The sequence below is a fragment of the Pantoea sp. C8B4 genome (assembly GCF_051336905.1).
Classification (GTDB): Bacteria; Pseudomonadota; Gammaproteobacteria; order Enterobacterales; family Enterobacteriaceae; genus Pantoea; species Pantoea rwandensis_B.
Map to the genome: position 1 here is coordinate 58,004 of NZ_JBGMNK010000003.1, position 15,812 is coordinate 73,815.

13 protein-coding genes and 1 pseudogene are annotated in these 15,812 nt (G+C 55.5%); 9 read left to right on the forward strand and 5 right to left on the reverse strand.

Annotated features, from left to right (window positions below):
• The first annotated feature begins 203 nt into the window (after window positions 1–203).
• The 3 genes from ACCW76_RS04920 (at window position 204) to ACCW76_RS04930 (ending at window position 4,093) form a co-directional block, all read left to right on the forward strand.
• Window positions 204–665, forward strand: coding sequence for a DNA polymerase III subunit chi (locus tag ACCW76_RS04920; protein WP_034826457.1), 462 nt, complete (start codon window positions 204–206; stop codon window positions 663–665).
• Window positions 666–667: 2 nt separating this feature from the next.
• Window positions 668–3,523 (forward strand): valine--tRNA ligase, encoded by a 2,856-nt coding sequence (locus ACCW76_RS04925; protein WP_283216428.1) that lies wholly within the window; start codon window positions 668–670, stop codon window positions 3,521–3,523.
• Window positions 3,524–3,586: 63 nt separating this feature from the next.
• Window positions 3,587–4,093 (forward strand): GNAT family N-acetyltransferase, encoded by a 507-nt coding sequence (locus tag ACCW76_RS04930; RefSeq protein WP_369801881.1) that lies wholly within the window; start codon window positions 3,587–3,589, stop codon window positions 4,091–4,093.
• A 26-nt stretch (window positions 4,094–4,119) separates the two neighbouring features.
• Here ACCW76_RS04930 and miaE read toward each other — a convergent pair whose 3' ends face one another.
• A complete protein-coding gene (miaE, locus tag ACCW76_RS04935) occupies window positions 4,120–4,881 on the reverse strand; it encodes a tRNA isopentenyl-2-thiomethyl-A-37 hydroxylase MiaE (protein WP_436337931.1) in 762 nt (253 codons plus the stop codon).
• A gap of 58 nt (window positions 4,882–4,939) precedes the next feature.
• Window positions 4,940–5,362 (reverse strand): ribonuclease E inhibitor RraB, encoded by a 423-nt coding sequence (gene rraB / locus ACCW76_RS04940; RefSeq protein ID WP_034826466.1) that lies wholly within the window; start codon window positions 5,360–5,362, stop codon window positions 4,940–4,942.
• Between the two features lie 163 nt (window positions 5,363–5,525).
• Here rraB and argF point away from each other — a divergent pair, with 163 nt between their 5' ends.
• The 4 genes from argF to ridA all read left to right on the forward strand — a co-directional run bounded on the left by argF (window position 5,526) and on the right by ridA (window position 8,640).
• Window positions 5,526–6,533, forward strand: coding sequence for an ornithine carbamoyltransferase (gene argF / locus ACCW76_RS04945; protein WP_045815901.1), 1,008 nt, complete (start codon window positions 5,526–5,528; stop codon window positions 6,531–6,533).
• A 231-nt stretch (window positions 6,534–6,764) separates the two neighbouring features.
• Window positions 6,765–7,700 carry an aspartate carbamoyltransferase gene (gene pyrB / locus ACCW76_RS04950; RefSeq protein WP_034826472.1) on the forward strand — a complete coding sequence of 312 codons (936 nt, stop codon included), beginning with the start codon at window positions 6,765–6,767 and terminating at the stop codon, window positions 7,698–7,700.
• Between the two features lie 10 nt (window positions 7,701–7,710).
• A complete protein-coding gene (gene pyrI, locus ACCW76_RS04955; RefSeq protein WP_436337932.1) occupies window positions 7,711–8,175 on the forward strand; it encodes an aspartate carbamoyltransferase regulatory subunit in 465 nt (154 codons plus the stop codon).
• 78 nt (window positions 8,176–8,253) lie between these two features.
• Entirely contained in the window at window positions 8,254–8,640 is a 387-nt protein-coding gene (gene ridA / locus ACCW76_RS04960; protein WP_034826478.1) for a 2-iminobutanoate/2-iminopropanoate deaminase, read from the forward strand.
• Window positions 8,641–8,889: 249 nt separating this feature from the next.
• Here the strand turns inward: ridA and ACCW76_RS04965 are convergent, their stop codons facing one another.
• Window positions 8,890–11,274 (reverse strand): beta-N-acetylhexosaminidase, encoded by a 2,385-nt coding sequence (locus tag ACCW76_RS04965; protein ID WP_436337933.1) that lies wholly within the window; start codon window positions 11,272–11,274, stop codon window positions 8,890–8,892.
• A 269-nt stretch (window positions 11,275–11,543) separates the two neighbouring features.
• On the opposite strand from ACCW76_RS04965, the gene nrdD reads away from it, so the two are divergent.
• Both nrdD and nrdG read left to right on the forward strand, forming a co-directional pair.
• The gene (gene nrdD, locus ACCW76_RS04970) at window positions 11,544–13,682 is read left to right on the forward strand and encodes an anaerobic ribonucleoside-triphosphate reductase (RefSeq protein WP_436337934.1); all 2,139 of its coding nucleotides are present in this window, start codon (window positions 11,544–11,546) and stop codon (window positions 13,680–13,682) included.
• A pseudogene (gene nrdG / locus ACCW76_RS04975) lies at window positions 13,679–14,143 on the forward strand (anaerobic ribonucleoside-triphosphate reductase-activating protein); the annotation flags it as partial. The gene nrdD and the pseudogene nrdG, both read left to right, overlap by 4 nt.
• Here the strand turns inward: nrdG and ACCW76_RS04980 are convergent.
• Both ACCW76_RS04980 and ACCW76_RS04985 read right to left on the reverse strand, forming a co-directional pair.
• Complete coding sequence (locus tag ACCW76_RS04980) at window positions 14,138–15,175, reverse strand: permease (protein WP_436337935.1); 1,038 nt, start codon at window positions 15,173–15,175, stop codon at window positions 14,138–14,140. The pseudogene nrdG and the gene ACCW76_RS04980 sit on opposite strands and share 6 nt — an antisense overlap.
• Before the next feature lie 127 nt (window positions 15,176–15,302).
• Entirely contained in the window at window positions 15,303–15,743 is a 441-nt protein-coding gene (locus ACCW76_RS04985) for a YhbP family protein (RefSeq protein WP_436337936.1), read from the reverse strand.
• Between the last annotated feature and the right edge of the window lie 69 nt (window positions 15,744–15,812).

Here is a 15,812-nt window from a genome sequence, read left to right on the forward strand (position 1 = left end):
TGTCGATTTGAACAGCGCTTACGCTGGCCCGCAGGGTGAACCTCCTTCGGGAGGTTCATAGTCCCGATGAGCTTAATCAAGTCAGTGATTCGGGTGAGCGAGAGCAGCCAACGCATCTGCACCTTGAAGTATGAAGTGTATAGACGTATGAACTCATGGGGCGCAAAATGCGCCCCACTGTCATTAATGGAAATAAGTTTGCCATGAAAAACGCCACTTTCTATGTGATGGAGTCAGAAAGCGCCAGTGACGGCCTGAGCGCCATCGAAGCACTGGTGTGCGATCTGGCCGAAACACGCTGGCGTGACGGCAAACGTATTCTGATTGCCTGCGAGAATGAAGAGCAGGCGAATCGTCTGGATGAAGCACTCTGGCAGCGTCCCGCCAACGCCTTTGTGCCGCACAATCTGGCGGGTGAAGGCCCACGCTACGGCGCCCCGGTTGAGCTGGCCTGGCCGCAGCGACGCGGCAGTTCACCGCGTGACCTGCTGATCAGCCTGCTGCCACAGTTCGCAGATTTTGCTACTGGTTTCCATGAAGTGATAGACTTTGTTCCTTACGAAGAATCCCTAAAACAACTGGCGCGCGATCGCTACAAAACGTATCGCAGCGTTGGTTTCCAATTGAATACGGCGACGCCACCTCCGCCGCAAACGACAGTGTAGAAATGGAAAAGACATATAACCCGCAAGATATCGAGCAGCCGCTCTACGAGCACTGGGAACAGCAGGGCTACTTCAAACCGAATGGCGACACCAGCCAGGAAAGCTTTTGCATCATGATCCCGCCGCCGAACGTCACCGGCAGCTTGCATATGGGTCACGCTTTCCAGCAGACCATCATGGATACCATGATTCGCTACCAGCGCATGCAGGGTAAAAACACCCTGTGGCAGGCAGGTACTGACCATGCCGGTATCGCGACGCAGATGGTGGTTGAGCGCAAGATCGCCGCTGAAGAGGGCAAAACTCGCCAGGATTACGGCCGTGATGCTTTCATCGATAAAATCTGGCAGTGGAAAGCAGAGTCCGGCGGCACGATTACCCGTCAGATGCGTCGCCTTGGCAACTCCGTGGATTGGGAGCGCGAGCGCTTCACCATGGATGAAGGCCTGTCCAATGCGGTGCGTGAAGTCTTCGTGCGCCTGTATAAAGAGAATCTGATTTACCGTGGCAAACGCCTGGTGAACTGGGATCCAAAACTGCGTACTGCTATCTCCGATCTGGAAGTGGAAAACCGTGAGAGCAAAGGCTCCATGTGGCATATCCGCTACCCGCTGGCCGATGGCGTGAAAACCGCAGAAGGCAAAGATTACCTGGTGGTCGCCACCACTCGTCCGGAAACCCTGCTGGGCGATACCGGCGTGGCGGTGAATCCGGAAGATCCACGTTACAAAGATCTGATCGGCAAAGAGCTGATCCTGCCGCTGGTGAACCGTCGTATTCCTATCGTGGGTGATGATCACGCCGATATGGAAAAAGGCACCGGCTGCGTGAAGATCACCCCAGCGCATGACTTCAACGACTACGAAGTGGGTCGTCGTCACAAGCTGCCAATGATCAACATCCTGACCTTTGATGGCGATATCCGCGAGCGTGCGGAAGTGTTCGACACCAACGGTGAAGTCAGCGACGAATGCGCCGATGAGATCCCAGCGCAGTTCCAGAAAATGGAGCGTTTCGCTGCGCGTAAAGCCATGGTGGCTGCGGTTGATGAACTCGGCCTGCTGGACGAAATCAAACCACACGATCTGACCGTGCCTTACGGCGACCGTGGCGGTGTGGTTATCGAGCCAATGCTGACCGACCAATGGTATGTGCGCACCGCCCCGCTGGCGAAAGTTGCGGTGGAAGCCGTCGAAAACGGTGACATCCAGTTCGTGCCTAAGCAGTACGAAAACATGTACTTCTCCTGGATGCGTGACATTCAGGATTGGTGCATCTCGCGTCAGCTGTGGTGGGGACATCGCATCCCGGCCTGGTACGACAACGACGGCAACGTCTATGTCGGCCGTACTGAAGCCGAAGTGCGTCAGGAAAATAACCTGGCTGACGTTGTGGTACTGCGCCAGGACGACGACGTGCTGGATACCTGGTTCTCATCAGGTCTGTGGACCTTCTCGACCCTTGGCTGGCCAGAGAATACCGAAGCGCTGCGTACCTTCCACCCAACCAGCGTGCTGGTGAGTGGCTTCGACATCATCTTCTTCTGGATTGCGCGCATGATCATGCTGACCATGCACTTCATCAAAGATGAAGACGGCAAGCCACAGGTGCCGTTCAAAACCGTGTATATGACCGGTTTGATCCGTGATGAAGAAGGCCAGAAGATGTCCAAGTCGAAAGGCAACGTCATCGATCCACTGGATATGATCGACGGCATTTCGCTGGAAGATCTGCTGGAGAAACGCACCGGCAACATGATGCAGCCACAGCTGGCTGAGAAGATCCGCAAGCGTACCGAGAAGCAGTTCCCGGACGGCATTGTGGCTTCCGGCACCGATGCCCTGCGCTTCACCCTTGCTGCGCTGGCCTCAACTGGCCGTGACATCAACTGGGATATGAAGCGTCTCGAAGGTTATCGCAACTTCTGTAACAAGCTGTGGAACGCCAGCCGCTTCGTACTGATGAACACCGAAGAGCACGATTGCGGCCAGAACGGCGGCGAACTGAAGCTGTCACTGGCGGATCGCTGGATTCTGACCGAGTTCAACAGCACCGTGAAAGCCTATCGTGAAGCGCTGGACAGCTATCGCTTTGATATCGCTGCCAACATCCTGTACGACTTCACCTGGAACCAGTTCTGTGACTGGTATCTGGAGCTGACCAAGCCGGTAATGAGCAACGGCAGCGAAGCGGAACTGCGCGGCACGCGTAATACGCTGGTCACCGTGCTGGAAGCAGTGCTGCGCCTGGCGCATCCGATCATTCCTTACATTACCGAAACCATCTGGCAGCGTGTGAAAGGTCTGAAGAACATTGATCACGATACCATCATGCTGCAACCGTTCCCGCAGTTTGACGCGGCGAAAGAAGATGCCGAAGCCAAAGCGGATATCGAGTGGATCAAGCAGGCGATCGTGGCCGTGCGTAACATCCGTGCTGAGATGAACATCGCACCGGGTAAACCGCTGGATGTGCTGCTGCGTGACTGCTCGCCAACCGCGCAGCGTCGTGTTGATGAGAACCGTAGCTTCCTGTCGCGCCTGGCGCGTCTGGAAAGCCTGACCATCCTGCCTGCGGGCGAGAAAGGTCCGGTCTCAGTCACCAAGATCGTCGAAGGCGCTGAGTTACTGATCCCGATGGCGGATCTGGTCAACAAAGAAGCCGAGCTGGAGCGTCTGGCGAAAGAACTGACCAAGCTGGATGTCGAGATTGAGAAAATCCAGGTCAAACTGGCGAACGAAGGCTTTGTGGCGCGCGCACCGGAAGCGGTCGTGGCCAAAGAGCGCGAGCGCATTGTTGAGCTGGAACAATCAAAAGCAAAACTGATTGAACAGCAGGGCGTGATTGCGGCATTGTAAGCGCATCAGTCCAACTGCTTAATCCAGGCCGGGCACTGCCCGGCTTTTTTACACCGGAAGAAAATGATGACCACCGCTACGCCACTGAATTTACAGGTGCGCCCGATTGTTGCGGCCGATAATCCGCTGATTGCCCAAGTGATCCGTGATGTGTCCGCAGAGTTTGGCCTGACCGCAGATAAAGGCTACACCGTGTCCGATCCAAATCTGGATCGCTTGTTCGAGCTGTACAGCGAAGCCAACAGCGCTTACTGGATTGTCGAGCATGAAGGTCTCGTCGTGGGCGGCGGTGGCGTGGCACCGCTGGCGTGTAGCGCGCCGGATATCTGTGAACTGCAGAAGATGTACTTCCTGCCTCAAGTACGCGGTTTAGGGCTGGCGCGTGCGCTGGCTTTGCGGGCGATGGAGTATGCGCGTCAGCAGGGCTTCCGCCGCTGCTACCTGGAAACCACCGGTACCCTCACCCGCGCGATTAAGCTGTATGAGTCATTGGGGTTTGAGTTGATTGACAGCGCCATGGGCTGTACCGGACACGGCGATTGTGAAGTGCGGATGCTGAAGGTGTTGTGATGAGTGCGCATGGCTGCGCACTCGCTTTAAAATGCGGGCACACCGCTATGAAAACGCAGTTCACCATCTGGCTCGCTGATTAAGCGCGCCTCAGCTTTACCAAAGGCCTGCACGCGCGGGGCAATATCCTTCGCTGAAATTTGTTCCGCCAGCTTCAGGTAGTCCTGATAGTGGCGCGCTTCAGAACGCAGCAGTGAGATATAGAACTTCTGCAGTTGATCATCCAGATACGGCGCCAGGCTGGCGAAACGTTCGCAGGATCGCGCTTCAATGTAGGCTCCGCAAATCAACTTATCCACCAGCGCATCCGGTTCAAAGGTGCTGATTTCGCGAATCAATCCTTTGGCATAACGGCTGGCAGTGATTTTCCGGTACGGCAAACCCCGCGACTGCATAATTTCCCACACCTGATAGAAGTGATGCAGCTCTTCTTTGATCAGCAGAATCATCATCTCGACTAAGTCATCCGCCCACGGCAGTTCATTACGCACGATGATGCTCTTGGTCAGATTCTTGTGCGCATTGATAAAGTTGCTGTCCGGCTCATCGCGATAGATGAAATCTTCATAGGGTTTAAGCCACGCCAGAATGGCATCGCCACTCGGCTTATCGGCCACATATCGACGAATAATAAACACCGCGGTTTGCGCCGCTTTCAGCTCGCACACCATGTGGTCGGTCAGCAACAGCGTCAGGTTTTCTGGCTTGCGTGCCTCATCAATCCACGCTTGTGGCGTGCGGCAGTGCAGGAATTCATAGATGGGTTCTAACAGTGGAGCGTAATTCATCGGCGTCTTTATTCTGGCGGGGAATGAGAGTTGGGCGACGAGCGCCGCCCATCAAAACTTAGTGACGCACACCGTCGTCTTCTTCGTCGTCGATGAAGTCGCCATCGTCGTCTTCATCTTCAGCGTCTGGGTCTTCAAAGTAAGTGCCCCAACCGTCGTAATCGACGTTGAATTTGCCGGCCAGATTCACCAGTTGCTCAACCTGCGCATCAATCAGCTCTGGCTTTAATGCGCCTTCGCTCAGGATGTCCACGCACATTACGGTGCCGCCCTCTTCCAGCTCCAGCTCTTCTGGCTCGCTGACTTCAAAGCCCAGCTTGAAAGCCTCAACCGCCACTTTCTCCAGTGAGTCGAAGTTATTACATGAGAGGTGATGCTCGATAGTGTAAAGCGCATCCGGATCGCTGCCGTCTTCTAACAACTCTTCAATGATCAGGCGGGTTTCTTCGCGCTGTTCTTCCAGCAATGCTTCATATGCCATGTGCGTGTCCTCAAAATGTTCGACGTGAATGCAATTATTTTCCCACACTGCCTCGCGCGCCACTACACAAAACAGAAAGTTTCTTAACGCCGGGGTTGAAAATGCATATTCATACGGTTAAATTGAATTTTAATTCATTATTGGTCCCCATCTGGAGCGCTGTATGAGTCAGCTGTATTCGAGACACTTCCTGAGATTGCTGGATTTCACCCCCGCTGAAATCGCCGACCTGCTAAGTCTGGCAGGTGAATTAAAACACGCTAAGAAAAATGCCCAGGAAACGCAGTACCTGAAAGGCAAGAATATCGCGCTCATCTTCGAAAAAGACTCGACCCGTACCCGATGCTCTTTCGAAGTTGCCGCATACGATCAGGGCGCTAACGTCACCTATCTCGGCCCAAGCGGCAGCCAAATCGGTCATAAAGAGTCGATGAAAGACACTGCGCGCGTCCTTGGCCGCATGTATGACGGCATTCAGTATCGTGGCTTCGGTCAGGAACTGGTGGAAACGCTGGCGGAATTTGCCGGTGTGCCGGTGTGGAACGGCCTGACCACGGAATTCCACCCGACGCAGTTGCTGGCAGATTTGCTCACCATGCAAGAACATCTGCCGGGTAAACCATTAAGCGACATGACGTTGGTGTATGTGGGTGACGCACGCAACAACATGGGCAACAGCATGCTGGAAGCGGCGGCACTGGTGGGTCTGGACCTGCGCCTGGTGGCACCGAAGGGTTGCTGGCCGGAAGAGCAGTTGGTTGAACAGTGTCGCGTTGCCGCACAGAAAACCGGTGGCAAAATCACCCTGACCGAAGACATTGGCGAAGGCGTGCAAGGTGCGGATTTCATCTACACTGATGTGTGGGTGTCGATGGGTGAAGCGAAATCAGTATGGGAAGAGCGTATCGCCCTGCTGCGTCCCTATCAGGTCAACAGCGCCATGCTGGCGCTGACCGGCAATCCACAGGTGAAATTCCTGCACTGCCTGCCCGCCTTCCATGATGATCAAACCACGCTGGGCCGTCAGATGGCTGAACAGTATGGTCTGAAAGACGGCATGGAAGTGAGTAATGAGGTGTTTGAATCGGCGCACAGCATCGTTTTCGATCAGGCCGAAAACCGCATGCATACCATTAAAGCGGTGATGGTCGCCACGCTGGGTAACAAGTAAAGCAAACGTTTACCTTGCGGCGATTTCTGCTTGATGCAAATCAGTGAATGCGTATAATGCGCCACAATTTGCCGGAGGAAACATGCAACAGCGCAGCGCACAATTTGCCGCTCTACCCCGCCTGACCACAGGCGATGCAGCTGTTTCTTTCCGTCAACCATTGATCGTAAAAAAGCCCCTTAAGCAGGGGCTTTTTTTTGTCCGCAATCCGGCAGCGCAGAGGAGAACGCTATGGCCAACCCGCTATATCGCAAGCACATTATTTCCATTAACGATCTCAACCGCGAAGAGCTGGAGCTGGTGTTACACACCGCTGCTCAGCTAAAGGCTCATCCCCAGCCGGAACTGCTGAAGCATAACGTGATTGCCAGCTGCTTCTTTGAAGCTTCAACACGTACCCGTTTGTCGTTTGAAACCGCCATGCATCGCCTCGGCGCTTCGGTGGTGGGCTTCGCCGACGGCAGCAACACCTCGCTGGGTAAGAAAGGCGAAACGCTGGCCGACACCATTTCGGTGATCAGCACTTATGTCGATGCGATTGTGATGCGTCACCCACAGGAAGGCGCCGCGCGTCTGGCGACCGAATTCTCCAGCGGCATTCCGATTCTCAATGCCGGTGACGGTGCCAACCAGCACCCGACGCAAACCCTGCTCGATCTCTTCACCATCCGTGAAACCCAAAGCCGCCTGGATAATCTCAACGTGGCGATGGTCGGTGACCTGAAATATGGCCGCACCGTGCACTCGCTAACGCAGGCGCTGGCGAAATTCACCGGCAACCGTTTCTACTTTATCGCGCCGGATGCGCTGGCGATGCCGGCCTACATCACCGACATGCTGGATGAGCAGAACATTGTCTGGACGCGTCATGACACCATCGAAGAAGTGATGCCAGAACTCGACATCCTCTACATGACCCGTGTGCAGAAAGAGCGTCTCGATCCGTCTGAGTATGCCAACGTTAAAGCACAATTCATCCTGCGCGCGGCCGATTTAGCCGGTGCACGCGATAACATGAAAGTGCTGCATCCGCTGCCGCGTATTGATGAGATCACCACTGACGTCGATAGCACGCCGCACGCCTGGTATTTCCAGCAGGCGGGCAATGGCATCTTCGCCCGCCAGGCTCTGCTGGCACTGGTATTGAATAGCGAACTGGCACTGTAAGGAGAAACCGATGACTCACGATAATAAATTGCAGGTTGAAGCCATCAAGCGTGGCACGGTAATCGACCATATTCCTGCGCAGGTCGGTTTTAAATTGCTGTCGCTGTTTCGCCTGACCGAGACCGACCAGCGCATCACCATCGGCCTGAATTTGCCTTCGGGTGAGATGGGCCGCAAGGATTTGATTAAGATCGAGAATACTTTCCTGACCGACGATCAGATCAATCAGCTGGCGGTGTATGCGCCTCACGCCACCGTTAACCGCATTGATGAATACGAAGTGGTGGCGAAAATCGCCCCAACCTTGCCGGATCGTGTCGAGCGTGTGCTCACCTGTCCGAACAGCAACTGCATTAGCCGCAGTGAGCCGGTATGCAGCAGCTTTGCGGTGAAAAAGCGCGACGATGATGTGCACCTGAAGTGCAAATATTGCGAGAAAGAGTTCGCGCGCCACGTGGTGCTCGGTCACTGGTAATCGTGCCTATCGTCCCTATAATGGGGCGAACCAATACGCGGCTGACAAGGGTCGGCTGCGCACTTCTAAGGAGAAGCAATGTCTCGCGAAATCAGCACAGAAAAAGCACCCGCAGCAATTGGCCCTTATGTGCAGGGCGTGGATCTCGGCAGCATGATTATCACTTCAGGCCAGATCCCTGTTGATCCGGCGACCGGTGCCGTCGCGGATGATGTGTCTGCGCAGGCGCGTCAGTCACTGGAAAATGTGAAGGCGATTGTGGAAGCCGCTGGCCTGAAAGTGGGCGACATTGTGAAAACCACCGTGTTTGTGAAAGATCTCAACGACTTCGCTACCGTCAATGCCACTTACGAAGCCTTCTTCACCGAGCACAACGCCAGCTTCCCGGCACGTTCTTGTGTGGAAGTCGCGCGTCTGCCGAAAGATGTGAAGATCGAGATTGAGGCAATTGCCGTTCGTCGTTAAGTAAAGGCAATGCGCAATACGCAATACGCAATACGCAATACGCAATACGCAATACATTGCGCCGCTACAAACTTTTGCTCAACTGTGGCGGCGCAATGAGTGTGTTAGAACATCACGTTAGCGGCATCATTTCATGGCTTGCTCTTCACTCCCGTAGCGGCCTGATTCCATAGTGTGCCATCCCCTCGTAGAGGCATAATTCTATGGTGTGCCATCCCCCCGTAGCGGCGCGATGCATCGCGCATCCGTTTATTTAGACGACCTCAGTAACTTCTCTAGCGGCCTGACCAATGCCAGCACAGTTTCATCCTGCACCTGTGCCGCAGCATCCAGTTTGGCATGCATCCCGGCCACTTCGCTGGCACCGTACGCCTGATTACGCTGCATCGCATTGACCAAATCAATGCCCATGCGGCTCAGTTCCGCCACCTGCTGAACCTGCTGCTGCAACGGTTTCAATTGGTAATTGCTCAAAATCAACGGCATCACAGCATCACTGTTGTTTTGCCAACGCTGAAATTGCTGGCGAATGGCGTTGGCCGCGCCGCGATCCTCGCGATTTGCCATCAGAGCATCCACCTGTTTGTCCAGTAAGCGCACCGCTTCGCTCTCAGCAGGCAGCACATCCGCCAGACGGTTGAGCGGCTCAAAGTAATCGTAATGCCCGGCCTGGAACTTCAGGTGCTGACGCGTGTAATACTGTGCCGGTTCCAGCACCTCCGCCAGCACGCGCAGCGGCGTGATATCGCTGGTGTTGGCCAATCGCATCATCTGCACGTCCGCCTGCTGATGCTGTTGTAATCCCACCGATACCGTGCCCCAGCGGTCCACCGCGTTTAAACGCTGATACATGTTGTCGCTGTCGGTGACATCCTTCGCCGACCACAGGCGCTCAGCCACCACAAAGGCACGCGGCCATAGACGCGTATCAATGACCCGACTGTTGACGTTTTCCGCCCACAGCGCAGCCTCGCCACCAATCAGATTGTTTTGCATCTGTTGTGGCGTAGGGACGGAGGGTTGAATGCCGGTTGGCACCTGCGCCAGCTTATTGCCCTCGGTGGGATAGCGCACATTGCCCACCAGCATGTAGCCGGTCAGTTTGTCCTGCGTCAGAGTGACCATTGGCTGGAACGGCCCCATCCAGGTATCAACGCTAAAGGTCAGTTGCGTGGGTGACAGCCAGCGAATATCACTCACCATACGACGCGCTTTGCCGCTGAAATCAATAAAGCCACGCCAGCCGTTTTTCGCTTCCACCAGAGTGAAACTGCCTTTGACCGGGCTACCCTTCAAACGCGGCATGGTGAACTGCCAGCTCTGCGCTTGCTCTCCGGCTTGAATCTGATCCTGCCCCTGGAGTCCCTGCGGCCAGGGCTCGTTGCGGTAGTGGTAGGCTGCGGTTTGCGGTTGATCGAGATAGAAACCGGTTGAGAGAATGCCACGGAAATCGTGCTTCGCCACCTCACCTAACGCATCCTGCCCCTGCCAGGACTGGATCAAAATGCTGTTCGGCAGATCCGGATGGTAAACCTCATCCCAGCCAATCATACGACGTTGATGCGCTTCCAGGATCTTCTCCACCCGCTGATTGAACCACGCCTGTAATGCGTGCGTATCTTTCAGACCATGGTCGCGCATAAACTGCTGTATTTTCGGCGAGTCATTCCACTGTGTTGGATCCACTTCATCTCCGCCGATATGGATATAGGGATCCGGGAAGATCGCGGTGACTTCACCCATCAGCGTATCGATAAAGGTGAAGACGGCTTCGTTGCTGGGATCAAGCAACGGTTTAAACACACCCCAGCCGCGTTCCATCTTGTACGGGCCCGGCGCGCTGAGCAGTTCTGGCATCGCCACCGCGATCGCCGAGGCGTGCCCCGGCACATCAATTTCCGGCACCACGCGCACACCGCGCTGTGTGGCATAACGCACCACATCGCGCATTTGCTGCTGCGTGTAGTAAAGGCCGTCGCTGGCCTTCTCCTGCAACTGCGGATAGTGGCTGGAAGCAAATCGCCAGCCCTGGTCATCGGTCAGATGCCAATGGAATACGTTCATACGCGCAGCGGCGATACCGTCGATTTGCCGTTTCACGGTTTCAATCGGCAGGAAGTGGCGTGCCGAGTCGATTAGCACCCCGCGCCACGGGAATCGTGGTTTATCGTCAATGGTGACATAGGGGATCTGCGTTCCCGTCTCATTATTCTCAATCAACTGCAGCAGGGTCTCCATGCCGCGCATCGCACCGAAACGCGTGTTGGCTTTTAGCGTCACGCCGCCGCTGTTGACCTCAAGATGATAGCTCTCATCGCTGTCCGGCTGTGGCAAGGGATCCACCGCCTGAGCGATTTGCACCTGGATCGTCGCCTGATCGCCCGTTGCGCTGGTGGGCAGCAGCGGCCAACCAGTTTGACGTGAAATACGTGCTCGCCAGCGCGCTTCAGCCCCCTCCAGATGATCACCCGTAATATTCAGCGTGAATTGCGGCGTCAGCGTGAGCTCGCCACCGCTGGCGGGCTGTACCACTTTTTGCGGCCAGGGCATTAAAGGCAGATCAGAGGCGGGGGCGGCAACAGCGGAAAAAGTCAGGGATAAACAACAGGCGAGCAGCGTTCTTTGCAGAGGCATGTAAGGCATCCTTGTAATTAAATGACGGGCCAAAAATAGGCAAAAAAATCATTAAACCTGCTTCGCATCGCAAATCAAGTTGTAAAAGGTCGAAGTTTGGTCTGCTTAAAACTTTTGAAGTTTAGTCCGCTTTACCATTGTGCGGCTTTCAATCTTCGTTATGTCTTCTTTGCGACAGGTCAAAAACAACGCAATTAATTTCAGCCAAAACACCACATATTGCGATTACACTCTGCACAAATATCTACATATAGTTTCACGGAGAGAAAATGGCGGCGGTGGTGATTAAGCGAGACGGCTGTAAAGTGCCGTTTGAAGCGCAGCGTATTGCGCTAGCGGTTCAGGCGGCGGCGCAGGCTGCTCAAATTGATGATGCGAATTGGTGTACACAGGTCGCAGAGCAAGTGAGCCAGCGATTGTCCGATCGCATTGAGGTCGATATCCGTGACATTCAGTGCGCGGTGGAAGAGACGCTGATGGCCGGACGCTGGCCGCAGCTGGCGCGCGCCTATATCGAGTATCGCCATGACCGTGATTTAGCCCGTGAACAACGTGGCAAACTGCACCACGCCATTCGCGGCCTTGTGGAACAAACCAACGCCGCGCTGCTCAATGAGAATGCTAACAAAGACAGTAAAGTGATCCCCACGCAGCGCGATTTACTGGCGGGCATTGTTGCCAAACATTATGCCCAGCAGCAACTGCTGCCGCGTGATGTGGTGCTGGCGCATGAGCGCGGCGAGATTCATTACCACGACCTCGACTATTCGCCATTTTTCCCGATGTTTAACTGCATGTTGATCGATCTTCAGGGCATGTTGAACAACGGCTTCAAGATGGGCAATGCTGAAATCGAGCCGCCAAAATCCATTGCCACCGCGACGGCGGTGACAGCACAAATCATTGCGCAGGTCGCCAGCCATATTTACGGTGGTACCACCATCAACCGCATTGATGAAGTGCTGGCGCCGTTTGTGACGCTTAGTCTGGAGAAACATCGCGCCGTGGCACAACAGTGGCAGATTCCGGATGCGGAAGCCTATGCGCGCGTGCGCACCGAGAAAGAGTGCTTTGACGCATTCCAGTCCCTGGAATATGAGGTCAACACACTGCATACCGCCAACGGACAGACGCCGTTTGTCACCTTTGGCTTTGGACTCGGCACCGATTGGGCCGCGCGCCTGATCCAGCAGTCGATTCTGCGCAACCGCATCGCGGGGCTGGGTAAAAACCACAAAACCGCGGTGTTCCCTAAGCTGGTGTTCGCCATCCGCGAAGGTGTGAATCGCCGCCCCGGCGATTTTAACTACGACATCAAACAGCTGGCGCTGGAGTGTGCCAGCAAACGTATGTATCCCGACATTCTCAATTACGACAAAGTGGTGGAAGTCACCGGCTCGTTCAAAACCCCGATGGGCTGCCGCAGCTTCCTCGGGGTGTATGAGGAAAACGGTAAGCAGATCCACGAAGGGCGAAATAATATTGGGGTCATTAGCCTGAACCTGCCGCGCATCGCGCTGGAAGCCAAAGGCAATGAAGCCCATTTCTGGCTGCTGCTGGATGAGCGACTAGAACTGGCTAAGCGCGCTTTAATGACACGCATCGCCCGGCTGGAGAAAACCAAAGCACGCGTCGCGCCGATTCTCTACATGGAGGGCGCGTGTGGCGTACGTTTGAATGCTGATGACGAAGTCGGCGCGATTTTCCGCAACGGCCGTGCTTCGATCTCGCTCGGCTACATCGGCCTGCATGAAACGCTGAACGCGCTGAGCGGCAATGAAGTCCATCCGTATGATGCACAGCACCTGCGGGAAAAAGGCGTGGCGATTGTACAGCGTCTGCGCGAAGCCGTAGATGCGTGGAAAGACGAGACAGGCTACGGTTTTAGTCTGTACAGCACGCCGAGCGAAAACCTGTGCGATCGCTTCTGCCGTCTGGATGCTGCTGAATTTGGTGTGGTGCCGGGCGTGACCGATAAAGGCTATTACACCAACAGCTTCCATCTCGACGTCGAGAAGAAAGTGAATCCCTACGACAAGATCGATTTTGAAGCGCCCTATCCTGCCATCGCCAATGGCGGCTTCATCTGTTATGGCGAATACCCCAATATTCAGCACAACCTCAAGGCGCTGGAGGATGTGTGGGATTACAGCTATCACCGCGTGCCCTATTACGGCACCAATACGCCAATCGATGAGTGCTACGAATGCGGCTTTACGGGTGAATTCAGTTGCACCAGCAAAGGCTTCACTTGTCCGTGCTGTGGTAACCACGATCCGGCGCGGGTTTCCGTCACGCGCCGTGTTTGTGGCTATCTGGGCAGCCCTGATGCGCGGCCGTTCAATGCCGGTAAGCAGGAAGAGGTGCAGCGTCGCGTTAAGCATCTGGATACCGGGCCGCTGGGATGATGCGTATTCACCGCTATTACGCCGTCGATATCGTCAACGGGCCGGGTACACGCTGTACGCTGTTTGTCGCGGGCTGCGAGCATCAGTGTCGCGGCTGTTATAACCAGAGTACCTGGCGGCTGGATTCCGGCGTGCCTTTTACGTTAGAGAAGGAAGAGCAGCTGATTGCCGATCTTAAAGATCAGCGCATTCCACGTCAGGGGCTGTCGCTGAGCGGCGGCGATCCCCTGCATCCGCACAACGTACCGCACATCCGCCGTCTGGTGAAACGCGTGCGCCGCGAATGCCCGGATAAAGATATCTGGCTGTGGACCGGCTATGAGATGGCGGAACTGAGCGCGGCACAGCGTGAAGTGGTGGATGAAATTGATGTGTTGATCGACGGGCGGTTTGTGGAAGCGGAGAAAGATGCGCGGCTGCTGTGGCGCGGCAGCCGCAATCAGAAGATCTGGTATTTACGTCAGCCACAGGGCGAGTGTGCCGAGGAGCATGCCGCTCAGCGCCACGCCAGCCAGGGCGATCCACAAGGCGCGCACCGGGAAGGCACGGTGCAGCATCAGTAAGGACGGCACACTCACGGCGGGTAAGGTCACCAGCAGCGCTAACGCAGGCGCGAGCCCCATGCCCGCCATCATCATGGTCTGTACAATGGGAATTTCTGCGGCTGTCGGGATGACAAACAAACAGCCCGCTATCGCCATCAGCATCACCCAAAACAGCGTGTTGCCCACTGCGCCATCGGCATGCGGAAACAGCCAGACGCGTGCCGCACCCAGCAACAGCACGGCAAAGATATACAGCGGAATGGTGTTCCAGAACAGTCGCCACATGACGCGCAGCCAGCGAGTCAGAAACGGCTGCTCGCTGCCGGCAGCCATCACCATGGGCGCGGCAATGGTTTGTTCCGGCACGCTGCGCTGTACCAGCGACGCAATCCCCAGCACCATGATTAAGCCCGCCACCAGCCGAATCGCCGCGAAGTGCCAGCCCAGCACAAAGCCCATAAAGATCAGCGTGGCCGGATTCAGCAGCGGGTTCGCCAGCCAGAAGGCCATCGCCGCCCCGCTGGATACCTGCGACTGACGCAACCCCGCCGCCACTGGCGCGGCACAACAGGTGCACATCATGCCCGGCAAACCCAGACCGGTGCCGATCAGCGTCGATCCAAACCGCGAGTTGCCCATTAAGCGAAGCAGCCAGTTGCGCGGAATAAGCACTTGTACCAGCGATCCCAGCATCACACCTAACACTGCGGCTTTCCAGACGGCGAGGAAGTAAACCATCGCGTAATCCAGCGCCGCGCGCCACGGTGAGTCCGCGGCATTCGCCAGAATGGATTTGCCGATCGAGTGGGTTTCAGCAGCCGTGAAGGCTTTGCCGTAGTAGGGCTGCCATTTGACGTACCACAGGCCAATGACGACAACGGCGAGGAACAGCAAAGGTTTCCACCATGCGAAGCGCGTCGCCGGGGCAGATGTTGCAAGTTGGGTCATAGCAGGTTCCGTATTCTACAGAATAACGAATGCCGCACCGGAGAGTGAGGCGGTTAATCCATAGTGTTATTCAGGTTATTGGAATCTGCTACGCAAAGTTAGCGTAAGTTTGATCGAGCGCGGACATTTAACTTTCGCCGGTTTTGTCTCGCTGCCAGACAATTTTTTTGCCGAAACCCAGCGCGTTGTCGGTCATCTTCACTTCATCCAGCGTGATTTCCCATAATGGTGCCTGAACCTTGCGGGCAATCGGAAAACGGTTCTGGTAAGCGTGGCGCGCCTGGGCTTCACGCTCGCCATTTAGCCGCTGAATTCGGCCACTGTATTGCACGCCTTTGATTAGCAACACGGTTTTCGGCTGGCCGTTAACCGTGCCCGCCACGCGCGGATGGGCTTGCATTAGGGTGCCGTGTCGCGTATCGGGTTCGGTCATCAACCAAAATGCCATACGCGTTTCATCGAAGACGTAAAAGCAGTTTGCACACCACAGATCGTCGCCATGACTGGCGCACAATGACAGGGCACGCTGTTTTTTGAGATAGCGAATAAGATGAGAATGGTCAGACACAATGCAACTCCATGCGGCACATAGCGAGGTTAACCTAAGCGCGCTACACTGCCCAACAGCCATCGAACA